The sequence below is a fragment of the Brachybacterium fresconis genome, assembly GCF_017876515.1.
Lineage (GTDB): Bacteria > Actinomycetota > Actinomycetes > Actinomycetales > Dermabacteraceae > Brachybacterium > Brachybacterium fresconis.
This window is the reverse complement of the sequence record NZ_JAGIOC010000001.1, coordinates 2,944,097-2,968,463: the sequence shown is the minus strand read 5'-3', so window position 1 is coordinate 2,968,463 and position 24,367 is coordinate 2,944,097. Positions and strand designations below refer to the sequence as shown.

At 70.1% G+C, this 24,367-nt stretch carries 17 protein-coding genes; 10 read left to right on the top strand and 7 right to left on the bottom strand.

Going from position 1 to position 24,367, the window contains the following annotated elements:
* From JOF44_RS13355 to JOF44_RS13340, 4 genes are all read left to right on the top strand, one after another.
* Entirely contained in the window at positions 1-1,050 is a 1,050-nt protein-coding gene (locus JOF44_RS13355; RefSeq protein WP_209892273.1) for a hypothetical protein, read from the top strand.
* A gap of 219 nt (positions 1,051-1,269) precedes the next feature.
* Positions 1,270-2,799 carry an ATP-binding protein gene (locus JOF44_RS13350; protein ID WP_209892270.1) on the top strand — a complete coding sequence of 510 codons (1,530 nt, stop codon included), beginning with the start codon at positions 1,270-1,272 and terminating at the stop codon, positions 2,797-2,799.
* Between the two features lie 29 nt (positions 2,800-2,828).
* Positions 2,829-3,818, top strand: a complete 990-nt coding sequence (locus JOF44_RS13345) for a PD-(D/E)XK motif protein (protein ID WP_209892267.1) — start codon at positions 2,829-2,831, stop codon at positions 3,816-3,818.
* Positions 3,811-6,909, top strand: a complete 3,099-nt coding sequence (locus tag JOF44_RS13340; protein WP_209892264.1) for a Z1 domain-containing protein — start codon at positions 3,811-3,813, stop codon at positions 6,907-6,909. Before JOF44_RS13345 ends, JOF44_RS13340 begins: the two co-directional genes overlap by 8 nt.
* A gap of 101 nt (positions 6,910-7,010) precedes the next feature.
* On the opposite strand, the gene JOF44_RS13335 is transcribed toward JOF44_RS13340, so the two are convergent.
* On the bottom strand, positions 7,011-7,772 hold the full coding sequence (locus JOF44_RS13335) for a glycerophosphodiester phosphodiesterase (RefSeq protein ID WP_209892261.1): 762 nt from the start codon (positions 7,770-7,772) through the stop codon (positions 7,011-7,013).
* 227 nt (positions 7,773-7,999) lie between these two features.
* On the opposite strand from JOF44_RS13335, the gene JOF44_RS13330 reads away from it, so the two are divergent.
* Positions 8,000-8,188 carry a hypothetical protein gene (locus JOF44_RS13330; RefSeq protein WP_209892259.1) on the top strand — a complete coding sequence of 63 codons (189 nt, stop codon included), beginning with the start codon at positions 8,000-8,002 and terminating at the stop codon, positions 8,186-8,188.
* 51 nt (positions 8,189-8,239) lie between these two features.
* Entirely contained in the window at positions 8,240-9,469 is a 1,230-nt protein-coding gene (locus tag JOF44_RS13325) for an amidohydrolase (RefSeq protein ID WP_209892256.1), read from the top strand.
* A 715-nt stretch (positions 9,470-10,184) separates the two neighbouring features.
* Here the strand turns inward: JOF44_RS13325 and JOF44_RS13320 are convergent.
* The 5 genes from JOF44_RS13320 to JOF44_RS13300 form a co-directional block, all read right to left on the bottom strand.
* Positions 10,185-12,995, bottom strand: coding sequence for a sugar-binding protein (locus JOF44_RS13320; protein ID WP_209892253.1), 2,811 nt, complete (start codon positions 12,993-12,995; stop codon positions 10,185-10,187).
* Between the two features lie 126 nt (positions 12,996-13,121).
* Positions 13,122-14,450, bottom strand: coding sequence for a carbohydrate kinase family protein (locus JOF44_RS13315; protein ID WP_245348942.1), 1,329 nt, complete (start codon positions 14,448-14,450; stop codon positions 13,122-13,124).
* Positions 14,450-15,253: a carbohydrate ABC transporter permease gene (locus JOF44_RS13310; protein WP_209892250.1), complete on the bottom strand. Its 804-nt coding sequence runs from the start codon at positions 15,251-15,253 to the stop codon at positions 14,450-14,452. Before JOF44_RS13310 ends, JOF44_RS13315 begins: the two co-directional genes overlap by 1 nt.
* On the bottom strand, positions 15,250-16,137 hold the full coding sequence (locus JOF44_RS13305; RefSeq protein WP_209892245.1) for a carbohydrate ABC transporter permease: 888 nt from the start codon (positions 16,135-16,137) through the stop codon (positions 15,250-15,252). The genes JOF44_RS13310 and JOF44_RS13305 overlap by 4 nt, the downstream gene beginning before the upstream one ends.
* Before the next feature lie 8 nt (positions 16,138-16,145).
* Positions 16,146-17,525, bottom strand: a complete 1,380-nt coding sequence (locus JOF44_RS13300; RefSeq protein ID WP_245348941.1) for an ABC transporter substrate-binding protein — start codon at positions 17,523-17,525, stop codon at positions 16,146-16,148.
* Positions 17,526-17,669: 144 nt separating this feature from the next.
* Between JOF44_RS13300 and JOF44_RS13295 the strand changes: the two genes are divergently transcribed.
* The 3 genes from JOF44_RS13295 (at position 17,670) to JOF44_RS13285 (ending at position 20,831) form a co-directional block, all read left to right on the top strand.
* The gene (locus JOF44_RS13295; protein ID WP_209892241.1) at positions 17,670-18,440 is read left to right on the top strand and encodes a DeoR/GlpR family DNA-binding transcription regulator; all 771 of its coding nucleotides are present in this window, start codon (positions 17,670-17,672) and stop codon (positions 18,438-18,440) included.
* Positions 18,437-19,915, top strand: a complete 1,479-nt coding sequence (locus JOF44_RS13290; protein ID WP_209892238.1) for a family 4 glycosyl hydrolase — start codon at positions 18,437-18,439, stop codon at positions 19,913-19,915. Before JOF44_RS13295 ends, JOF44_RS13290 begins: the two co-directional genes overlap by 4 nt.
* Positions 19,916-20,078: 163 nt before the next feature.
* Positions 20,079-20,831, top strand: a complete 753-nt coding sequence (locus JOF44_RS13285; protein ID WP_209892235.1) for a TSUP family transporter — start codon at positions 20,079-20,081, stop codon at positions 20,829-20,831.
* Between the two features lie 153 nt (positions 20,832-20,984).
* On the opposite strand, the gene JOF44_RS13280 is transcribed toward JOF44_RS13285, so the two are convergent.
* On the bottom strand, positions 20,985-22,487 hold the full coding sequence (locus JOF44_RS13280) for an alpha-L-fucosidase (protein ID WP_209892233.1): 1,503 nt from the start codon (positions 22,485-22,487) through the stop codon (positions 20,985-20,987).
* A gap of 105 nt (positions 22,488-22,592) precedes the next feature.
* Here JOF44_RS13280 and JOF44_RS13275 point away from each other — a divergent pair, with 105 nt between their 5' ends.
* A complete protein-coding gene (locus tag JOF44_RS13275; RefSeq protein ID WP_209892230.1) occupies positions 22,593-24,188 on the top strand; it encodes a M81 family metallopeptidase in 1,596 nt (531 codons plus the stop codon).
* The last annotated feature ends 179 nt before the right edge of the window (positions 24,189-24,367 follow it).

Genomic DNA, 24,367 nt, shown 5'->3' with positions numbered 1-24,367 from the left:
ATGAGCGCACAGAAGTCGTACTGGTGGGAGGACGATCCCGAAGAGCGCTTCTGGATGGAGGCCATCGCACGCCCGGAATTCGGCACCCGGCTCCTCGCTCCGTACGACCGTGGCCGGGACGGGACCGACATGCCGTTCCACGCCACAGTGGACATGGTGCGCGACGGCGACGTCGTCCTCCACTGGGCGACAGGGCCTCACCATGCGGTCCAGGGCTTCGTCGGGTACTCGATCGTGAACGGTCTCCCGTTCCCCACCGAGGCGGTCGAGTACGAAGTCGCAGACCCTCTCCCTGGCCGCGCCGCTCTACTCCGTGACTTCACCGAGATCCCGGAACCGCTAACCCGCACGATGCTCCACGAGCGTCGCAAGAAGATCTTCGATCTCAAGTCGTCCCTTACCAAGAGGGTTCGTGACCGACGGCACACCTGGAAGCAATCGCTCCTCTTCCCTTTCGACCCGTACGGGCAGGGAAGGGAGATCCGTGTCCACCAAGGCGCGTACCTGTCGAAGTTCCCTGCAGCGCTCTTCGAACACCTCCCCGAGTTGCTCCCGACCGCCAACCTCTCTGACGCCCACAACGAGTTCGTCCTGACCGCGGAGCGAGCCGGTAAGGCGGCCGTCGAGACCCGCCTGGACCGCCGGAGGGCCCGTGAGGCAGGAGACCTGGGCGACGCTACCTTCCGGCACGCCGTGGAGCTCCGAGCGCTGCGACAGGTGAAAGCTCACCTGGAGGCCGACGGGTCGCTCGTCACCGACGTGGGTCCCTCAAGGTCGTTCGACCTCCTTCTGTCACCCGCGCGCGGCGGAGCGGACCGCCAGGTGATCGTGCGAGGCAGCACCGAACGCGTGCGAGCCGTCGATCTGTCATCGGCCGCGGTCGACGACATCTACCGGGCTCCGACGGACTTGGTTCTTGTACACGACATCCCTTGCTGGCGTGAAGGTACCGAGATGATCACGTCCGACGGAGATCTCGACGCCCGTAGAGGCTGGCAACCCTCGATCTCGTCCTTGGTCCCGGTGCAGTACCGCTACGAGCTCAGTTGATAAGCCACCGGTTCCTTGCCCCGGGCGACGGCCGAGACCGGTCGTCGCGAGTCAGCACCAAGCGATAGCCTCAGAAAATCCTGCCCGGACGACCGTCTCGGTAATGAGACTCGCCGAGCATGGCGACGGATTCGACGACTCCGTCTCCCGCGTCGTCTCGGACAACGACCGGACGCTCGGTGCCGAAGACAGCCACTCAGAGCATGGGAGAGACAGTTCATGACCGACGACACGGAACTCTGGATCACGAAGGAGAGGGACGTCCCTCCGGACCCGTCCCTAGCCCGGTACATCGGTGCGCATCACTCCCTGCAGAGTGCGATCGCCGATATCGTTGACAACTCCGTCTCCGTCGGCGCGCGCCTGATCCGGATCAGATTCTTACTGCGCGGCGGCGCCGCGACGGCTCTGCAGATCATCGACGACGGCCCCGGTATGTCGGCTGAAGAAGTCGACGAGGCGATGGTCATGGGGGCGACCCGCGACTACGGTCTCAAGGAACTCGGTCACTTCGGTGTCGGCTTCAAGGCCGCCTCGCTCAGCCAGGCCGACGCCCTCCTCGTCTTCTCCCACAAGGACGGGGCCACGCCCGTGGGGCGAAAGATGCGACATTCCCCGTCGCAAGGAGGTTCTCCCCGGGTGTCCGACTACTCGGCGGACTCCGTCATCAACCACCTCGACGCAATCTCCCTCTCCGAGCCGCTGCACCACGGAACGGTGATCGAATGGAACGACGTACGCGCCTTTCCCCAGGACCCGGACCAGAACGCGCAGAACAGTTGGCTCGATGCCACTCTCCGGAACGTCGCCGCCAGCCTCGGGACCCGTCACCACCGGCTCCTGGGCGATGGTGTCCCATCGGTGGTCGTAGACACCTACGACGAAGATTTCGGCGAGATCGGCATGGAGTTCCCGGTAGAGCCGCTGGACCCGTTCACCTACTCGGAGGACCCGGCCAGCGAGTACCCCAAGGATTTCCACAGTTCGCTCCCCGACGCCAAGTTCTCCTTCAGCGCGCACGTCGTTCCCTACGTGGACCGGACCAGCCCCAACTACCGGCTCGACATGGGGGGTGAAGAGGGGCGACAGGGATTCTTCGTCTACCGCCGGGATCGCCTCCTCCAGGTCGGCGGCTGGAACGGGGTGCTCGTTCCTTCGGAGGACCTTCGCTTCGCTCGTATCCGTCTGGACATCGACGACGTCGAAAACCACGCACGCATCAACCCGGAAAAGTCCGGCGTCGAGTTCGACTCCACACTCCGGAACGCCCTCCACAGCGCCACGGCCCCCGACGGCACGGTGTTCCGCGACTTCCAGACCGCCGCGAGGCAGCAGGATCGGGCGTCTCGGAGCCGGAGCCGGCGTCCCCTTGACTTCACACCGGCATCGGGGATCCCCACCGAGGTCCGCCGGAACCTCGAGGAGCGCGGGCACCTTCGTGAAGACGCGGAGGAGTTCACGGTGCAGTGGGGACGCATCACCGGTCGAAGGTTCTTCGAGGTCGATCGGGATGCGCAGATCCTGACGATCAATAAACGATTCCATGAACTGGTGAGCGGGGAGCCCGTCGCCGACGGGAAGAGCGGCCCGCTCACGCGGACGCTGGTGTATCTCCTGACCGCCGACTTCTTCTCCGGACAGTACGTAGGTGTCGCGCAGAAGCTGCGTATGGAGACGATGCAGGAGTCATTGTGGTTGGCCGCAGAGGCCGAGGAGCAGCGTCGACGCCGGAAGTTCAAGAAGAAGTGAACGACAACTACGACGAAGTGGAGTTCCCGATGACAGAGCCCGTCCGAGGCCAGACGACGTCCCTCTCCCCCGAGGCGTTGGATGACTACCTCTCCATCGACGAGACCTCCCTCCTGCCGCACGGCGTGAATGGTGACCATCTCCTCACGATCGACCCCCGCCGACGCGAGATCGTCCTGGCCTCCCCAGCGGACGGCACCTTCGAGGACTCCAAGGACCTCGAGAACGTCAGCATCGAACTCGACGAGTCCGAGGACCCCGCGCGCTACGTCCTGACTGTCTCGACGGAAGACGCCCCGGACGCCGCGTACGCCCTGGCATACGCCGTCGTTCGGCAGACCGACACCGGCGACTCCTACACGCACGCCCTGACCGCAGCGGTCGAGCAGTTCCGGAACCTGCTGCGGGCCCGACGACGTCTCTCCCCCTCACAGGAAACGGGACTCATCGGTGAGCTCACCGTGCTCCTGCATCTCTTCTCCACGCTCGGTATCGAGCACGCGATCGAGGCCTGGCTCGGACCGGAGGCCGAGGAACACGACTTCTCGCTCGAGGCCTACGACCTCGAGGTGAAGACCACCCTCTCCGAGGAGAGGAAGCACGTCGTACACGGACTCGACCAACTCGAGCCGACCTACGGGCGCGCACTCTGGCTGATCTCCATGCAGTTCACGCCTGCCGGCCGCGGCACCGGTGAGTCCTTGACCCTCCTGGCACGCCGTACCGTCGAAGCAGCCGGAGCTCACGGTGCGGACGTGGAGCGCGCACTCGAGGCAGTGGGCTGGAGAGAGGCCGACGCCGAGCTCTACACGAAGCGATACGTGCAACGGACGGCACCCCGGAGCTACCCGATCGACGACCAGTTCCCGGCGATCACCCGGCGTCGCGTCGACACCGTCGTCCCGAACGCGGGTCTGATCGGCCAGGACGTCGCCTACCGCGTCGATGTCAGCCCTCTACGACACGATGTACCCGGTCCCGAGATCGCCACTCTCCTCCAGGAGGTCCCCCTTGACTGACGTCATCAGCCGGTCCGTGCTCGACGCCATCAAGCAGCTCCCGGGCGATCGGCCCAAGGACCTGCTCCGAGCGATCGATCGGCAGCTCGAGGACGACGATCTGGATCCTCTCGCTGAGACCGACCTCGTCAGGAGGCTCACTCCGGGGGATGCGAACGACCCAGTGCAGCGCGCCTTCCATCTGCTGCTTAACAGTTGGAACGCCGCGCCGGCCCTCCACGAAAAAGTCACCGGTGGTGAGACCGAGCCGTTCACGCCCGAGCGGCGTGCCCAGATCTACAAGGCGCTCGGCCTCGAGGAGACCTCGGTCCGGCAGCTGTCCTCGTTCTTCCACCTGAAGGACAACTCCCCCACAGTCATCTCCAAAAAGCAGGAATGGTCGCAGTGGTACTCACCCGAGTCTCTGCAGGGGCACTACTGGCCACGTTACCGGGAACTCCTGGCGCGAAAGAACTTCGACCCCGACGCGATCATGGGCCTGGATCTGGCGACGGACGAGATCGTGGAGCGCCTCGCAAATCCGTCGGACCCCGATATCTGGCAGACCAAGGGACTCGTCGTCGGACACGTGCAGAGCGGGAAGACGGCCAACTTCACCGGGGTTCTGGCCAAGGCAATCGACGCCGGCTACAAGCTCGTCATCGTCCTAACTGGCACCTATGACAACCTACGCTCACAGACGCAGAAACGACTGGACATGGAGCTCGTCGGACGCGAGAACATTCTTCAGGGTCAGTTCCAGGACTATCTCGCGGCCGAACAAGCTAAGAAGGATGCGACGTCGGACCGGGAGAAGAGCGAGGCCGCGGCGCGGCTCGCCGAGCTGGCTGGTACCCACGACTACGCCTCGACGGAGGACGCTGACTGGCAAGAAGGAAACTTCCTCGAAACACCAGAACCCCTCGACCACATCGACGTCCCGTGGATCACGCGCCTGACGAACAACAAGTTCGACTACAGGGCACTGAAGACCGGTCTTGACGCTCTGGACTTCCAGAACAACCTTCCTTTCCCGATGCTCCCGCTGCACGACGCCGCGAACCTCCCCCGGGTCAACGTCCGGCTGGCGATCATGAAGAAGAACTCGAGCGTCCTCAAGAAACTCGCAGGCGACCTCGCCAAGATCCGCACCAAGCTCGAGGACGTTCCCACACTGATCATCGACGACGAGGCAGATCAGGCGTCGATCAACACCAAACGGACGAAGCGCACGAGCAAGACCGCGGAGGAGAAGGAACGCACTGCGATCAATGGGCACATCTCCGACATGCTCCGGACACTCCCGCGCTCCCAGTACGTCGCGTACACGGCGACACCGTTCGCCAATGTCTTCGTGGACATGGAGGACGACCACGACATCTTCCCGAAGGACTTCATCCTCTCTCTGAAGACATCTCCGGAGTACATGGGTGCCAAGGAGCTCCACGACCTGGAATCGCCTATCGACGACACCCCTCGGCATTCCAACCGGGCCGCGTTCCATCGCCCCGTCCCGCTCGATTCCGAGGCTGATCGCGAGAAGGCACTGCGGGATGCCCTCGACTCCTATGTCCTCACAGGCGCGACGAAGCTCTTGAGGGAGGAGCAAGGGTTCGGGAAGTACCGCCACCACACGATGCTGGTCCACGAGTCCCAGTCCACGGGAGTGCACTCGGACACCCAGCAGGAACTCAAAGATCTCTGGCGTAGGAACGCTTACGGCGTTCCCTCGACAAAGGCTCGCCTCCGCGCACTCTGGGTCGAGGACTTCGTCGAGGTATCGAGAGCCCGTGCAGAGGAGGGAGCCCCTGTCCCGACGTTCGACGAGCTTTGGCCGTACATCGGCCCGGCCGTGCGTCTCATCGAGCGCGGCGATTCACCGGTCGTGCTCGTCAACGGGTCCAAGGACGCCGACTACGCCAAGGAGGACATTGCCTTCGAGAAGCGGAGCGTCTGGAAAATCCTCGTCGGTGGCGCAAAGCTCAGCAGAGGCTTCACCGTCGAGGGCCTGACCGTCTCCGTGTACACGCGCGTGACGCTCGCCGCGGACACCCTCATGCAAATGGGGCGGTGGTTTGGCTACCGCAAGGGCTACCGCGACCTCGTGCGCGTATATCTCGGATCCCAGATCGAGCGGCGGGGAGTCCCCGGGGGCGTGGACCTGTACGAGGCCTTCACTTCGATAGCACGCGACGAGGAGGACTTCCGTGTCGAATTGGACCAGTACGCGGGGTTCAACGATGACGGGTCCCCCCGCGTGCTACCCATCGACGTCCCACCCCTCGTGGTCCAGAGGCTCCCGTGGCTCAAACCGACCAGCCCCAGCAAGATGTACAACAGCGAAATCACCTCGAAGGGCATCGGCGGACGACTCCAGGACTACCCATTCCAGGCACCCCGCGGGAACGGCAACGGCAACCGTCGCGCCGTGGAGAACGCTCTCGGTCTCGTGCGCTCGCTCGGCGAGATCGTTTCACCGACCGACGACAAGGCCTTCCTGACCGATGCCGGCGCCGGCCATCCCTACGGAGCGCACTTCGGGACAGTCCCTGCGGAGCGTGTTCTCGAGCTGTTCTCGGTGATGCCGTGGATCAGTCGCGGGATGTACCGACCCGACGAGGAGTTCTTCCGGGGGCTCATCGACTCCGGGAAGTTGACGAGTTTCGGCGTCGTGGTCCCGCAGCTGAAGGGCGGCCGTCAAGTGCTCCCCGGGACCGTCGCGGGCCATCCGGACGTGGAGCTCGACTTCATCACCCGTAACCGTCGTCGCGATCGAGACGGCTTCTCGGGATCGTCCAGGCGTCAGCGCCCCGCTGTCGAACGCATCGCGATGCTCCCCGACGCGATGGGTCAGGGTGGCGAGCTCGCCGAGGAGCTCGCCGCAGAAAGACGGGGCGGTCTCCTGTTGAGCTTCTCCGGTGACTTCGATCCGAAGTCGGGGACGAAGCTCTCCGATTTCCCGGCGGGGTCGAGCCTGCCGCCGGAGGACGTCGCCGTACACCTCTCGATCAGCTTCCCGTACTCGGCGGCGCCGAAGGGCGTGATCATGCGAAAGGTCCGTCGGGAGGACCAGCCCGACAGGGCTTTCGTGGAGAAGCCGCCCGAGGTCTGATCCGGGAGTGGCGGCCCGTCCGAGGAGGGCTCGAACGGGGCGCCTTCCCTCTTCACGGGCGCCGCAGGTGAAACCCCATTGCTGGTGACGCTGCCCCCGGGTCAGCCGGCTGCGGCGCGGGCCTGCTCGTACCACCCGATCGCAGCCTCGGGGTCATCGGCCGTGGTGCCGTCCAGGCCGAGCTCGAGGGCGAGGGCGAGGTCCTCCTCGCTGCGGGTGGGCCAGCCGTGGACCAGTCGGCCCGCGGCGTGCTGGTCGGCGACCACCTCTGCGGTCAGCCCCGTCCATCCGCAGTACAGGGCATCCGCGCCGGTGCGCTGGAGCAGGCTCTCCAGATCCTCGCGGCGGTCCTCGGGCAGCGGCAGTCCGTGGATGATCTGGCCGCGGGGGATCTGCGGCATCAGCTGCCGGGCGTGGACCAGCGCCTCGGTGTCGAAGCTGGTCAGGCGCACCCGCTGGGTCAGCGCGGGGAGCTTGTCCACGCGATCGGCCAGCAGGGGTACCACGGCCGGGTCCTTGATCTCGACCTGCAGGAAGACGCTGGTGGCCGCGACGGCCTCCTCGAGGGTGGCCACCCGGTGGCCGTCGCGCAGCTCCACCTTCTGCAGTGCGGCCCAGTTCATGGTGTCGACGGGGCCGAGCCCACGGTCCTGCTCGGCCATCATGCGGTCCAGGCTGCGGTCGTGGGTGAGCACGAGGCGGCCGTCGGCGCTGGGACGGATGTCGAGCTCGATCTCCTGGCAGCCGACGCGCTCTGCCTCCTCGAACGACGCGATCGTGTTCTCGAGGACGCTCGCCATCGCTCCGCGGTGGCCGACGATGGTGAACGTCGTCCCGGGCCGGGTGGGTTCGCTGCTGGTCATGGGGGTCGGCTCCGTCGTCTCTGTCGGATGGTGTACCGCGGATCGAGCGCGGTGGCGGGTCCCAGCCTCTCACCACGACCGCACGTTCCGTGCTCGAACCGTGCGGCGCGCCCCCGGGGCGCCACGCACGGCAGGTAGGTTGACACTCACCAGAGCGTCCAGCGGGGGCCCGGAGCGGCGGCCGCGCTGGAACCGACCGCAATGCCGGATGGAGAGTGGGTGGAGACGTGAATACCTTCTTCGGCCTGGGTGGGTGGGAGCTGATCATGCTGGTGGGCATGGTCATCGTCGTCCTCGTGCTGCTGGTGGTCGGTGCGGCCCTGGTGAAGCTCGCATTCTTCGGCCCCGCCTCACGTCGGCACGACGACGAGGACGATGATGAGGGCGACGAGGACGAAGGCTTCGACGACGAGTGACGGGGCGTCCCCTCGTGCCGTGCAGATCGACCCGATCGACAAGGAGAACTCATGACCGTGCTCAGCGCCGCGATGAACGACGCTCTTCAGGAGCAGACCTCCTGGCAGGAGGCGCTGCTGAAGGACTTCCATCGCCACCCGGAGCTGTCGATGCGAGAGGAGCGCACCCGCGACGTGATCGCCGCCCAGCTCATCAAGTACGGCTATGAGGTCCATGAGATCGGCGGCGGCGTGGTCGGGGTGCTCGCCGGCAGCAAGGGCGGGGAAGGCCGCACGGTGCTGTTCCGCGCCGACATCGACGGTCTGCCCGTGCAGGAGGCCTCCGGCCTGGACTACGCCTCTACGGAGACGCAGGCCGACGGCGACGGCGTCGAGCAGCCGACGATGCACGCCTGCGGCCACGATTTCCACATCACCGCCGGGCTCGGCGCCGCCCAGCTGCTGGCTGAGCACCGCGAGGACTGGTCCGGGACGTACATCGCGCTGTTCCAGCCCGGCGAGGAGAAGGCCGCCGGGGCCCGCTCCATGGTCGCAGGCGGCGTGGTCGACGCGATACCCACGCCCGACGTGTGCCTGGGCCAGCATGTCCTCACCGACCCGGTGGCCGGGAGGGTGGCGGTGACGTCGGGGCCGGTGATGTCCACGGCGGCCTCGGCCCGGATCGTGGTCCACGGCGCCGGCTCCCACGGCTCGATGCCGCACCTCGGGGTGGACCCGGTGGTGCTGGCCTCCGCGATCGTCACCCGGATCCAGACCCTGGTGGCGCGGGAGCTGTCCCCGGCGGACTTCGGGGTGGTCACCGTCGGCTCCCTGCAGGCCGGCGCCAGCGCCAACATCATCCCCGACAGCGCGACGATGCTGCTGAACTTCCGCGCCTACGACGAGGACATCCTGGAACGGCTGATCGAGGGCGCCCGGCGGATGGTGCGGGCCGAGTGCGAGGCGGCCCGGTCCCCGCACGAGCCGGAGATCGAGATCTACGATCGCTACCCGCTGACCACGAACGATGAGGCGGCGGCCGACGTGGTGCGGGACGGTTTCCTGGCGCAGTTCGGGCAGGAGCGCGTCGAGGAGATGTCCCCGGTGACCGCCTCGGAGGATTTCTCGATCGTGCCGGACGCCTTCGGCGCGCCGTACTGCTACTGGGGCGTCGGCGCCTACGCCGAGAGGCGGGAGACCTACCCCAACCACAGCCCGCTGTGGTCCCCGGACCTCCAGCCCACGCTGGGCGTCGCCACCGAGGCGGCCGTGACCGGCGCGCTCGCCCACCTGCGCGCCTGACCCCAGCGCCCGAGTCCGCCTCCGCACACCCCGTGCGCCCGAGTCCTCCCGCCGCTCGTCCTGCGCCAACCCGGCGCCGAGCACCCTTCCGCGCGCCCGATCCCCGCGCCGCACGTGCTGCGCGCGTCCATCCCGTCGAATGTGCCGCTGAGCCCCTCCTCAACGACACATCTGACGGGATCGATCCCAGGACCGGGCGCCGAACACCGAAGGCGGGACCCCGGCCCCTCGGCCCGGATCCCGCCTCCACCGAGCACGGGGGCGACGACCGCTCCCCCTACGAACGATCGTCGACTCTCCCACCCGGTCCCCGAGGAGGGTCACGGGATCGGCGCCGCCGCGGTCCCCACCGTCCCGACGGCCCCCTGCCGTCGGGATCGGCTCACGCAGCGGGCGATCCCGAGCCCTGTCCTCACGTCCCCGTGTGGGGCCCGCACCCAGTACCTGAAATCTAGGGCCATCCGCCCGGGAGCGCGATGGGCCGAACTCCCCCGTCAGCACTCCCCGGGGAGAAGTCCCCGGGGAGTTCTCCCCATGCGGGGCGGAGTGATGCTCGACGGGCGCGGACCGCGGAGCGCCGGAACGGCCCCGCCCCGACGGCGGGGCGCCGGAACAGCCCCGCCCCGACGACCCCGCCCCGACGGCACGGCACGTCACGTCACGGCACGGCACGGCACGGCACGGCACGGCACGGCACGGCACGGCACGGACCAGCTCACACGGCGGCGTCCGCAGCGGCCGTGCCGCCCTCGGTCTCCAGCGATGCCGCCAGACGCAGCCCGTCATCCTCGGACACGTCCCCGGTCAGCAGCACCTCGAGCGTCTCCTTGCCGGCGCCGACCTCCTGGGCATCGAGGGCGCCGACGATCTCGCCGCCGCCCCACAGGTACAGGCGCACCGTGCCCGCCTCCCGGGTGCGCACCCGGGCGGAGACCCCGTCGGCCGTGCGCGAGACCTTGTCGAGCCGCAGGGCCTGGGCGGACAGCGCGGGCGCACCGCCGAGACCGGTGCCGTCCTCGGCCGCCTGGATGATCGAGGCCGGCGACTGGACCGACCGCGCCGCCGTGTCCGGGATCTGCGGCTCGGCCGGGTCCGACGGGGACTCGGTGAGCCCGGGGAGCTCGAGCAGCCCCCATCGGTAGGGGTCGGCCTGGACGCCGGGGAAGGTCGACCAGCCGATGCGGGACTGCCCGGTCTTGTCCTGGGTGTCCGAGTCGTAGACGACGACGTTGAAGCCGAGGTGCTCCGGGACGATGCCGTCGGGCAGCTCTGCGAACGGGATCCGCGTCTCGAACACGTAGCCCTCGTACGGGTCGGAGACGATCGCGTCGATCCGCACGCCGGGCGCCGTCTCATCGATCGGTCCCTGCCGGTTGTCGTGGTCGCGGCCGGCGACGGGGCCGCCGATGCCGCCGTCGACCGCGGTGCCGGGCAGCGCGCCGAGGATGAACGTGCTGGCCGTGTTCTCTGAGGTGGCGCGAGGGTCGACCATGATCTCGATCGAGTCCGTGCGGAAGCGCTGCTTGTTGTCCTCCGGCGGCAGCAGCGCCCCGAGCGTGTCGTCCACGACCTTCACGAACACGTAGAGGTTCTCGTCGTCGTAGGTCACCCAGGTGGTGCCGGAGGCATCCTCGGGCGTCACCTCCTCGCCCTCCCAGAGGGTCCCGATGTCGATGCTGTCCCCGGGATACTCCCCGGTGCCGCGGGCGGCATCGATCTCGACGCCCTCGGTGCGGGTGGCCACCAGGCGGGGCACCAGGTGGAGCCCCTGGGAGCGAGGTGCCGTGACTCCGGCGGCGGTGGCCGTCACGGTGACGGGGTAGACGCCACCGTCGGGGGCACGATTCGCCGTGGGCAGCGAGGCGTCGGTGTTCTCGATCCGCACCTCGACGGTGCTCTCCCCGCCCGCGGGAATCGCCTCGACCAGCAGCTGGGCCGGATCGACCGCGAACCCCTCGGGGAGGTCGAGGACCACCTCGGCGTCCTGCTCGGCCTCGGACAGGTTGCGTGCCACGACCTCGAGGGTCTCGGCACGGCCCGAGCCGATCGCGCGCCGTGTGGGCACCAGCGTGTCCAACCGCTGCATCCCCAGCTCCTCCGTCCACGCCAGGAACTCCGCGATCTCCGGACGCTCGGCGAGGCCCGCCTCGACCGGTCCGGCAGTGCGCAGCGGGAGCACGTTCTGCCCGCTCGCTCCCCGCGAGGTGGCCCGGGCGCGCAGCAAGACGTGCTCGCCGGGGGCTGCGTCCTCGGCGACGGTCACGGTGAAGGTCGCGGCGCGCTGCTGCTTCGCCGGCACCGTGCCGATCTCCTGCGCGCCGCCGACGGACCAGCCCTGCGGCACCTCGAGCTCGACGGCCGCGCCGGGCAGGGCGCGGCCCGGGGAGCCGACCGTGACGGTCACCTCGAGGTCCTGGCCCGGCAGGACGGCGAAGCGGCCGGCGTCGATCTCCACGGTGGTGCCCAGCGGCAAGCCGCCGTCGATCGGCAGGCTCGCCCCGGCCAGCGCGGCCGTGTCGGAGGAGGTGGGGTCCGCCAGGGGAGTCCGGGAGGCGAGCAGCGTGAACCAGGTGGCGGGGATCTGCGCGGGGTCGGTGGGCGAGGGCGGGTTGGCGAACCAGCCCTGGGTGCGATAGCTGTGGACGGCGTCGTCCCGCACGGCGCTCCAGCGCTTGCCGTGGCGCTCGGACGGGGTGCCGTTCCAGGCGCCGAACACGACATCGCTGGCGACCTCCGGTTCATAGCCCTCGGCGACCGCGTCGGGCCCGGTGCTCGAGGTGCCGTTGGAGCCCGAGCGGAGGATCCGGCGCGGCGAGAAGGGTCGCAGGCCCTCATCGAAGTGCTCGGGGAACACGTCCTCGCGGCCGGCGAGCAGGTACGCCTCGACGGCGAACATCGCGGCCTGCTGGTGGTTGCCGTGGTTGCCCTCGACGGCGGAGGGGTTCATGGTGACGATGACATCGGGCCGGGTCGCGCGCACCACCCGGATGATGCGGCTGAGCACCTCGGCGCCGCCCCACACGTCGTAGGTCAGCGGGGCCGAGAGGGTGTAGAAGAAGTCGACCGCGTCGAGGTTGAAGACGTGCTCGATGCCCGCATAGCCGACGGCGGTGCGCTCCTCGGTCTCCCGGATCAGCCCCAGGGCCGGCCCTTCCTCGAGACCGACGGCGTTGCCGCCGCCCTCCCCGCGGGTGACGGTGATGACGCCCGCCCGCTGCCCCGCGAACTCGTTCCACTGGCCGAGGGCCGCCAGCGTCCACGCCTCGTCGTCAGGGTGGGCCCCGATGTAGAGGATGTCGAGGTCGACGGTCCCGTCGGCCAGCGCCCGCTCCTCGGGGGTGAGGGACGTGAGGTCCAGGGCGGTGGCGCCGGCGGCGAGGCCCAGGGCAGCGGTGCCCTGCAGCAGCCGGCGCCTGCTGAACGGCCCACGCCGGACGTCGCCGGATCGGGGGTCGGTGGGCGCTGCCGGGTCGATCCGGGAGGCGTCGGAGCGGGAGGAGTCGTGCACGGGGGCAGGATGCGACATGGGGTTCTCGTCTCTCACAGGGCGCCGCGGCGATGCGGCGCGAGGTCGGGATTCGTCGAGATGGTCTCGGGCGGCTCCCGCGGCCTCGCGACATCGCGCGGCCTCGGCAGCTGTCGATGTCCCCGTTCAGTGCTTGCCGGCGTCCGAGCGCAGGGCGAAGGTGCCCTGGGCGCGGCGCCGGCCCTGGACCTGGTGGTCGGGGACGACGCCGTCGAGGAAGCAGTAGCCGTCGCGGGTGTAGGCGGCGCGCAGGTCCCCGCCGTCGGCCGCGTCGGAGAGGTGGCGCCACCAGTCGGTGATGTCGCCCCAGCCGGGGGCTGCCAGCGACCCGCCGAACTGCTGGACGGCCAATGCGGAGCAGAGCGAGGCGAACTTGAGCCGCTCGTCGAGCGGCCAGTCGGCGAGGGTGCCCAGCACCATCGACGCGGCGAAAACGTCTCCGGCGCCGGTGGTGTCGATCGCGGTCACGGGCACGGCGGGGCAGTAGGCCTCCTCGCCGGTGGTGGCGTCGATCGCGTAGGAGCCGGCGGCGCCGTCGGTCACCACGGCCAGCGGCACCTTCTCGGCGAGCGCGCGCACGGCCCGGTCGGGACTCTCGGTGCGGGTGTAGCCCATGGCCTCGACGGCGTTGGGGGTGAAGGCGTGGCAGTGGGCCAGCGGCGCGAGGTCGGCGACGTCCCAGCGACCGGTCTCGTCGAAGCCGATGTCCGCGAAGATCCTCGAGCCGCGGCGGGCGAGGTCCGCCCACCAGCCGGTCTCTCCGGCGAGGTCGACGACGGCTGCCCGGGCGGCGGGGGCCCGCGCGATCATCACCGAGAGCGGTTCGGGCAGGTCGTGGCCGTGGGTGACCATCGCCCGGTCACCCTGGGCGGCGACGGAGGCGGTCAGCGGCGAGTGGAAGTCGGGGAAGCGCCTCGAGGCGGAGAGGTCGATGCCCTCCTCGTGCGCCATGGTGTGCCACATCCAGTCCGCGTAGGCGTCGTCGCCGAACCCCGCCACCAGTCCGGTGCGCAGGCCGAGGCGAGCGGCGGCCACGGCGAGGTTCGCGATGCCGCCGGGGCTGGATCCCATGCCCTTGCTCCACAGCTCCTCGCCGGGGGCGGGCAGGCGGTCCAGCCCCGTGAAGACGATGTCGAAGAAGACCGTCCCGCTCAGCAGCACGTCCAACGGCGGGTCCTCCTGGCCGCGGGTCCCGGCCAGGGGGTCCCAGTCGGAGGCGGCATCGACGGCGGCGGCCTCCCGGGCGGTGAGCCAGGGTCGCTCGACGGCCGACGTCGGCGGGGCCGGGTCCGAGGGCGCGCTGTCCGTGGTCGGCCGGTCGGGATCGGCGGCGAGGCGGTCGGGGCTCGGGCTGGCGGGGGTCGATGCACCGGCAGTCGGTGCGCCGGGCGTCGGGAGATCTGGGGTCGGACTGTTGAGGTCCGGGCTGTCAGGGGTCGGTCGGTTCTCGGTCATCACTTCACGGCTCCTTCGAGCATTCCGCGGATGAAGTGCCTCTGCAGGAACAGGAACATGATCACCATCGGCAGGGCGACGATGACGGCTCCGGCCGAGAGCAGGGCGAGCTCGGCGGTGTACTGGCCCTGGAAGTTGGACAGACCCAGCGGGGCGGTGCGCAGATTTCCGCCGGGGGCCATGACCAGGGCGATGAGGAATTCGTTCCAGGTCCACATGAACACCAGCACCAGCAGCGTGGTCAGAGCCGGCACCGAGGAGGGCACCACGATGCTGCGCAGGGAGCGCATCGGGCCCGCCCCGTCCAGCGCCGCCGCCTCCAGCAGGCTCACCGGCATCGTGCGGAACTGGGCTCGCAGCCAGAAGGTGCCGAAGGCGACGGACTGGGCGATCTGCGGCAGGGCGATCGCGGCGTAGGTGTCGGTCAGGCCCAGGGACCGCAGGTCGAAGAACAGCGGGATGACGGTCGCCTCGGTGGGGATCATCAGCCCCAGCAGGAACACGTAGAACAGCACCGTCGAGCCGGGGAAGCGCATGGTGCCGAAGGCGTAGCCGGACAGCACCGACAGCGTCACGGCGGCGGTGACCACGATCGCGGCGACGATCAGCGAGTTGCCCAGCGAGCGGCCGAAGCCGCCCACCTGCCAGGCCTCGACGAAGTTGCCCGGATGCAGTCCGGCCGGCTCGCCGATCTGCGGGGAGAACGCCGTGGCCAGGATCGTGAGGATCGGGGCGAGGGCGAACAGGGCGAACAGCACCAGCACGATGTAGTTCATCGTGCGCTCACCGGCGGAGACCCTCACTGTGATCGCTCCCCGATCCGGGTGACCAGCACGTTGATCGCGAACACCAGGATCGTGAGCACCACGGCGACGGCGCTGGCGGAGCCGACCTCGCGCAGCTGGAACGCCCGGTAGTACACCTCGTAGCTGGGCACGGTGGTGGCGTTGCCCGGTCCCCCGGACGTGGTCATGTAGACCAGGTCGAAGGTCTTCAGCGCGGCGATGATGGTCAGGACCAGGGCGACGACGATCTCGCCGCGCACCGAGGGCAGGGTGATGGCGAAGAACTCCCGCACCGGGCCGGCGCCGTCCAGGCGCGCCGCCTCGAAGAGGTCATCGGGGATGCGGCTCATGCCGGCCAGCAGCAGCAGCATCACCAGCCCCATCTCCAGCCAGGTGCCGATGAAGCCGACCGCCGGGAGCGCCGCTCCGGGGTCGCCCAGCCAGCCGCGGGCCAGCTCCTCGAGCCCGACGGCGCGCAGCAGCTCGTTCAGCGGCCCGTTGGGCGCGTAGATGTTCCGCCACGCCACGGCGACCACGACCAGCGCGATCACCTGCGGCAGGAAGATCACGGAACGGAAGAAGCCCATCCCGCGCACCTGCCCGCGGCGGAAGATCGCCGCCAGCACCAGTCCGATCACCAGCGGTAGCAGGGCGTAGAACGCGATCAGCACGAGGGCGTTGCCGATGGCGGCCCGGAACGCCTCGTCCCCGGCGAGGTCGACGTAGTTCGCCAGGCCCACGAAGGTCGAGGGCCCGAAGCCGGGCCAGTCGTACAGGGAGAACTGGGCGGCCCGGACCAGCGGGTACAGCGAGAACGCCGCGTAGACGACGAACGCGGGCAGGATGAACAGGTACGGGGTCACGCGCGAACGCACGACCGCCGAGGGCGGGCTCTTCGACATCGGCGGGGTCAGTCCTCCGCGGTGAATTCCACGTAGTCGGTCTGCAGCTCCGCCGCGGCACCTTCCGGGTCGCTCTCGCCGCCGATGACCTGCTGCAGGGCAGAGCCGGCGGTGTCGGCGAATGTCGGCGTGGCGTAGTCGAGGTAGGGCAGCAGCACCCCGTCGATCGAGACCTTGTCGAAGGCCTCGTAGATGTCCTTGTTCACGCCGGAGTCCGGGGAGAGCTCCGCGGTGCGCAGCACCGGCATGCCGCCGGCCTCCGCGATCAGCTCCATCGCGGAGTCCGAGGTGATGTAGTCGATGTAGGCGGCGGCCGCATCGGCGTTCGCGGCGGCGGCGGGGATCGAGAAGGGCAGTCCGGTGCCGCCGGTGGTGGCGATCGTCCCGTCGGCCCCCTCCGGCGGAGCCATGAAGCGCAGGTCCTCCCCCATCACGGCCTCCATGTCCGGGCCCAGCCAGGAACCGCCGATCAGCAGCACGCCGTCGCCCTCGGTGTACTCCGCCCACGCGGTGTCGTAGGCGAGGCCGTTGGGCGAGTCGCCGAGCGCGCCGCCGCCGGCCCAGTCGGCGAGCTGGGTGAGGGCCTCGAGGTTCTCCGGGCTGGTCCAGTCCGCGCCCTCGTTGCCCATGGCCAGTTTCACGATGTCGTCCGTGGGCACGAAGGCGGCCTGCAGGGGACCGAAGACGTGCAGGGCGGGCCACTGCTCGAGGTTGCCGAGTTTGATCGGCAGCTCTCCGGCCTCCAGCGCGGTCTCGACCAGGGAGTACACCGCGTCCCAGGACGTCGGCGGCTCGACCCCCAGCGCCTCGAGCTTCTTCGTGCTGTAGAAGATGCCGCACACCTCGCCGGTCTGCGGAAGGCCCCACAGGGAGCCCTTGCCGAAGGTGACGGCGTCGGCGGAGTAGCGCATCTTGGACAGCACCGACTCGGGGAAGCGCTCCTCCCAGCCGTAGGCCTCGGCGTAGCCGGTGAGGTCGGTGAGCTGCCCCGCCTTGACGAACTCGCCCATGTCGCCGCGGGCGTTGTTGACCTGCAGGACGTCCGGGACGTCGTTGCCGGACAGCGCCAGACCGGACTGCTGCTGCAGGTCGTCGAAGGACTGCTTGACCCGATCGATCGTGATGTTCGGGTATTCCTTCTCGAACGCGTCGATGAGTGATTCGATGGCGTCGTTCTGGGCGCCGCGGACCTCCTGGTCCCAGACCTTCAGGGTGATCTCGCCCATCGCCGCCGGGTCGGTCTCCACGTCGGAGGCGGCGGGGCCGGAGCCACCCCCGTCGCTCGCGCCGGAACCGGTCTCGGAGCCGGGGGCGCAGGCCGCGAGGAGGCCGAGCCCTCCGACGGCGGCGCTCGAGCCGAGCAGATGACGACGGGACAGACGACGCATGGGGTCCTCCTGGAGGCGGGCGGCGACAGCCGCGGTGCTGTGGCGCAGAGCACCATGGTGTCACACCATGCTCGCATATGCAGTCTTGTGCGGAATGCTGTTCGTTCATGCTCGATATTGCGCGGACGGTGCTACGGTGACGCCATGCTCAGCGAAGAACGCCACGAGGCCATCGTCGCCCTCGTGCGCCGCCACGGCTCCGCGACCGTCGGCCGCTTGAGCACGGACTTCGCCGTCTCCGAGGCCACCATCCGCCGCGACCTGGAGCTGCTCTCGGACTCCGGGGCGGTGCGCCGGGTGCGCGGCGGCGCCTGCGACGTGCGCGGCAGCATCCGCCCCGAGGCCGACGTGCGGGCCTTCGCCGACGTCGCCACCTCCGCCTCGAGGGCGAAGCGGCAGATCGCCGAGCGCGCCGTGGCCTGCATCGCCGACGGAGACGTGATCGCCCTGGACATCGGCACCACCGTCGCCGCGATGTGCCCCCTGCTCGCGCGCCGGTCCGTGACCGTGGTGACCGCCTCGCTCGCCGTGGTCCAGGCGCTCGCCGAGGCCCCCGACGTCGACATCGTCGTGCTCGGCGGTCTGCTGCGCCCGAACTACCAGTCCCTCGTGGGCACCCTGACCGAATCCGCGCTGCGGCAGGTCCGGGTCGATGTCGCGTTCCTGGGCACCTCCGGGATCCGGCCCGACGGGACCGTGCTCGACTCGACCCCCAGCGAGGTGCCGGTCAAGCGCGGCCTCCTCGAGGTCTCGACCTCGGCGTTCCTCCTGGCCGACCACGAGAAGCTGCCCGGCTCGGGGTTCCTCGAGGTCTCCTCCCTGGAACGGTTCACGGGCCTGATCACCGACCGCTCCCCCGATCCCGACGCGCTCGCCCTCTCCGAGGGGGAGGACCTGGAGGTCCTGCTGCCATGAAGCTGACGATCCTGGGCGGCGGCGGCTTCCGCGTGCCGCTGGTGTACGAGGCCGTGGCCACCGGCGCCACCGGCCTGCAGGTCGACGAGATCGCCCTGCAGGACGTCGACGCGGCGCGTCTGGGCACGATCGCCGAGGTCATCGCCGGGGTCCGCGAACGGCTCGAGGCGGAGGGACGACTCGCCCACCCGCCGCAGGTCAGTGCGACCACCGAGCTGCGCGAGGCCGTCACCGGCGCCGACTTCGTCTTCAGCGCCGTCCGGGTGGGCGGCGCCGAGGCCCGCACGATCGACGAGCGGGTGGCCCTGGGCCTGGGGCTGCTGGGCCAGGAGACCATCGGTCCCGGCGGCCTCGCCTACGCCCTGCGCACCATCCCCGTCGCACTCGACATCGCCCGCACGATCGCCGAGGCCGCGCCGACGGCGTGGACCATCAACTTCACCAATCCCGCCGGCATCGTCACCGAGGCGATGCGCTCGATCCTCGGGGACCGCGTGGTGGGCATCTGCGACACCCCGATCGGGCTGGTGCGCCGCGTGGGCCGCCTGCTGGACGTGGACCTGGTGGCCGGCGAGCGCGGCGCCGAGGTCGACTACGTCGGGCTGAACCATCTGGGCTGGCTGCGCTCGGTGACGGTCGAGGGGGTCGACCGCCTGCCGGGCCTGCTGGCCGACGACGCCGCGCTGGAGGAGATCGAGGAGGCGCGCCTGATCGGCAAGGACTGGGTCCGGGCCGACAGGGCGCTGCCCAACGAGTACCTGTATTACTACCTCCACACCACCGCGGCCATCGAGCGGATCACCGCCGCCGCCACCACGCGCGGGGAGTTCCTCGCCAAGCAGCAGGGGGACTTCTACCTCGCGGCGGCCGACGCCATCGCGCCGGGCCCGCCGGTCACGTCGGCGAGTGGCTCCACGTCCGCGCATCCGGCCGACCCGACGGAAGCATCCTGCTGCTCCTCCCCCGTCGAGCTCTGGCGCTCCACCCTCCACGAGCGCGAGGCGACCTACATGGCCGAGTCCCGCGACGAGGAGCGCCGCGAGGAGGACGTCGCCGGCGGCGGCTACCAAGAGGTGGCGCTGCGGCTGATGACGGCGCTGGCCACGGGGCGTCGGGAGCGGATGATCCTGGACGTCGGCAACATCGCCGCCGATCGGCAGGGAGCGCCCGCCGCCGAGCGGATCGTCCCGGAGCTCCCGGCCGACGCCGTGCTCGAGGTGCTGTGCGAGGTGGACGGCGCGGGCGTGCACCCGTTGCCGGTCGCCCCCGTGGAGCTGGGGCGGCTGGGCATGATGAGCTCCCTGCGCGCGGCTGAGCGGAAGATCCTCGAGGCCGCCACCACCGGCTCCCGCGACGCCGCCTGGCAGGGCTTCGCCACGCATCCGCTGGTCAGCTCCCCGGAACTGGGGGCGAAGCTGCTGGAGGGGTACGTCGCCGGTCATCCGCAGATCGCAGAGCTGCTGGGCCGCGGGTGACCGACGGCCGGATCGAGCCGTTCGGATCCCTGGCCCCGCCGTGCACCCGGCGGCCCTCGTCCAGGTCCTGATCCTGGGCCCGGGTCCGGCACCGATCTCCTATCCTGCGGGGCCAGCCCCGTCTCCGTTCTGAGGGAGAACCCGTGCCGAGTGAGCTGATCCGGTGAGCATCACCCTGTCACTCTCCCTCCTCGCCCTCGTCCTGATCGCCGCGACCATCCAGCGTGTGGTCGGCCTGGGCCTGGGCATGCTCTTCGCGCCCTACGCTGTGGTGCTGATCGGGGCGCATGAGGGCATCATGCTGGCCAACTTCCTGGGCACGCTGATGCCGATCCTGCTGCTGCCCCGCATCTGGTCCGACATCGAGTGGCGCACGGTGGCCTGGATCGGACTGCCCGCCGTGGCGGTGATGCCCGGGGCAGCCTGGGTCTCCTCGATCTCCCCGCCCGGCCCGCTGTATCTCGTCGTCGCCTCCCTGGTGCTGCTGAGCCTGGTGATCTCGGTGGCGCTGGTCCGGGTGGAGGTGACTGTCGGCGGCCGACGGGCCCAAGTGATCACCGGCATCAGCTCGGGGCTGGGCACCGTCCTGGGCGGGGTGGGCGGTCCGGCCGTGACCGTGTACGCGGTCCTCTCGCGCTGGCCGGTGCTGCCGATGGTGGCGACGCTGCAGCCGCTGTGGATCCTGATCTCCTCGGTCTCCTTCGCCTCCAAGCTGGCGTGGGACGACGGTCAGCTGCCCGACATGCCCGTCTGGATGTGGATCGCGATCGTGGTGATCGTCGTCGGCTCCATCTTCCTCGGCGAGGCGGTGCAGAAGCGGCTGCGGGAGAAGACCATCCAGCGCGGCGTGATGGCGCTCGGGTTCATCGGCGCGCTGCTCGCGCTGGGCACCGGGGTACGGCTGCTGGTGGGCTGATCCGGCCCGATCGGGCGAGAGAGGCCCCCGGAGGGCATCGACTGCTGCGCAGTTGTTCTCTCCGGGCCCGGAGCCCCCAACTGCGCAGAACTCGCCGCGCGCTCTAGCTTCCATGAAGGTCGCCCTGCCCTCGCGCTCAGCGCCGCGCCCGACTCAGCGCAGACAAAGGCTCACCACCGAGACGGCCCGCTCCCCCGGTTCCGGCGTCAGCGTGATCCGCCCTCCTGCGTCCAGAGCCCCGGGCGGCACGGCATCTTCAGCGCCCGTCGTGCCGGATGGTCCGGCTCCGTCGCCGGCGCCGGGCACCTGCGCGACCTCCCGGATCGCGGCCGAGACCTCCTCGTCGAGCGTCACGGAGCCGACTGCCGGGTCGAGCAGCAGCACGTGCAGCGTCTCGGGTTCGTCGGTCCGGACAGCGCCACCGACCCCGCCACCCCCGCGGGCCGCGTCGGCCCCATCGGCCCCATCGGGGCCGTGGGGGCCGTCGGCCCGGTGGGCCCCCGGCCCGAGCGTGAAGCGCACGCCCTCCGGCGGCACCCGCACCGCTTCGTGGAACCAGGGCCGCGTCCCATAGATCGCCGCGCCATGAAGGCCCAGCCACTGCCCCAGCTCCTCGAGGGCGCGACGCTGCAGCTCGGGGATGCTGCCGTCGGCGCGGGGACCGACGTTGATCAGCAGGTTCCCGTTCTTGGAGACCACGTCGGCCAGCAGGCGGATCAGCGCGGTCCCGTCCAGCGCGTGCTCGGCGGACTCGTCGGCGTTGTATCCGAAGGAGAGCCCGAGCCCACGGGTCGATTCGAAGACCTCCTCCTGCACCTCGGTGATCTCCTGGTATTCGCGGGTGAGCACGCCGCGGACGGGCACGCCCCAGCGGTCATTCACGAGCCCGTCCGGCACGGCGGCGAGGTGCTCACGGAAGAGCTCCTGGAGGGCGTCGGGCCCGTCGGCCTTGCCGGCGTCGGGCCAGTCGATGTCGTTCCACAGCAGGTCGGGGGCGAAACGGTCGATCAGCTCGCGCAGCTGCGCGGCGGCGAAGGCGGCGAACTCCTGATCGTTGCGGCGCAGTGCGAACAGCTCGTGGTGCGAGGTCAGCGGCGGGAACTCGCTGGCGTGCCAGTCGTGGGCGCCGGAGTAGTACAGGCCCAGGCGCAGACCTTTCGCGCGCACGGCGGCGGCGAACTCGGCGATCAGGTCCCGGCCCGGACCGCGGCGGGCGGTGGTGAACGGGGTGGTCGCGGAGTCCCACAGGCAGAACCCGTCGTGGTGCTTCGTCGTCGGCACCACGTAGCGGGCGCCGGCGCGCCCGGCCAGCTCGACGATCCCCGGCACGGCGTCGGCCGACGGATGCCAGTCATCGGCGAAGTCCTCGTAGGAATGCCCGACGCCGTAGAGCCGCTCGTGCCGCTGCCGGGTGGGGCTGCCGGCAATGCGCACGGTGTTGGCGTACCACTCGGCGTACTGGTGGCGGGCGTAGGCGGTCTCGGAGGTGACGTCGCTCCGGTCCAGCACATCGGCCCAGGCGGGCACGGAGTACAGGCCCCAGTGCACGAACAGCCCGAGCTTGGCGTCGCGATACCAGGCGGGCACGGTGAGATCCGGGTAGGCCTCGGCCGGGGCGGCGTCGGCCGGACCGTGGCGGTCATCGAAGCTGATCATGGGCAGGCTCCTGCGAGCGCCTCGGCGCGCTCATGGCGGGAACGACGGTCGGGGTGGAAGGATGTCCGCACCCCAGTATCAACCGTTTAACCCTCGGGAGCATCCATGTCTGCGACGACGCCGTCCCCGCCTCCGACCGGACGCACCCGCCCCACGGCAGAGGACGGTCCCGCACGTCCCCGCATCGGCATCGCCGGCATCGCCATCGAGTCCTCGACCTTCACCCCCTACCGCTCCTCCGCCTCCGACTTCGAGGTGCGGCGAGGCACCGCGGACATCCTGGACCGCTTCCCCTTCTTCACCGATGGTTCCGACTCCGGGCGAGTGCTGCACGAGGCGGCGGACTACGTCGGCGTGCTGCACGCCCGCGCCCTGCCGGGCGGGCAGCTGGAGCGCGAGGTCTACGAGGGCTGGAAGCGCGAGATCACCGAGGGTCTGGCCGCCGCGCACGCGGAGCAGGCACTCGACGGCTTCTTCTTCGACATCCACGGGGCGATGAGCGTGGTGGGGCTCGAGGACGCCGAGGGGGACCTGATCACCGCGATCCGCGGCGCGGTCGGCCCGGACGTGGTGGTGGGCACCGCCATGGATCTGCACGGCAACGTCTCCGAGACCCTCTTCGACGCCTGCGACCTGCTGACCTGCTACCGCCACGCCCCGCACATCGACGCCTGGGAGACGCGCGAACGCGGTCTTCGTGATCTCGTCGCCGCCGCGACCCGGGTGCGCGACGGCGGCGCCCTGCCGCACAAGGCGCTCGTGCACGTGCCGATCCTGCTGCCCGGGGAGATGACCTCCACCCGCATCGAACCGGCCGCGTCGATCTACGGCGGGATCCCTGCGCTCACCGAGCGCGAGGGCGTCACCGACGTCTCCTGCTGGATCGGCTTCGCCTGGGCGGATCAGCCCCGCTGCCAGGCCGCGATCGTCGCGTTCGGCGACGACGCCTCTGCGGTCGAGGACGCGGCCCTCGAGCTGGCCGGCTCCCTGTGGCAGGCCCGTCATCGCTTCGAGTTCGTCGCCCCGACCGGCAGCTTCACGCAGTGCCTGGACCGTGCGATCGCCTCCGAGGCACGCCCGTTCTGGATCTCCGACTCCGGGGACAATCCCGGCGCCGGCGGGGCCGACGACACCACCCACTGCCTGGCCCGGCTCCTGGATCGCGAGGAGATCCTCTCCGGGCAGGTCAGCGCGCTGATGGTCTCCCTGGTCGATCCGGTCTCGGCCGACGCGGCGTGGGACCTGGGCGTCGGCGGCCGCGGGGAGTTCGCCGTCGGCGGCCGGATCGATGCCCGCGATCCGGGCCCGGTGCCGCTGCGCGCCGAGGTGGCGGCGCTGGACGAGTCGGGGCCGACGGGCCGTGCCGCGGCGCTGCGGGTGCTCGACGGGGAGCGGCCGACGGGACTGACCGTGGTGGTCACGGGGCGCCGCTCCCAGTGGGCGCGGCAGGAGATGTTCGAACGGCTCGGGCTGTCGATGACCGGCTTCGACGTCGTCACCGTGAAGATGGGCTACCTCGAGCCCGAGCAGTACGAGGCGGCCGCGGACTGGATGCTGGCCCTGACCCCGGGGGGCGTGGACCAGGACCTGGTGCGTCTGGGGCACTCCCGGATCCGCCGTCCGATGATCCCCTTCGACAAGGAGATCCCGGCGCCCGGGGCGGCCGACGTCCGCGCCGGCGGCGGCACCCCGCGCCCCTGAGCCGCCCGGGCCCACGCCCCTGAGCCGCCCGGGCCCGCGTCCCTGAGTCGGTCGGCCCGTGTGTCCCTGAGCCGGTCGGCCCGTCTCCCTGACCCGAGTCGCCATTGCGCGCTGTGCTTCCACCCATGGAAGCTGAGCGCACAATGGCGTGCGCGGGTCGCGACGGCCGCGGGTCGCGA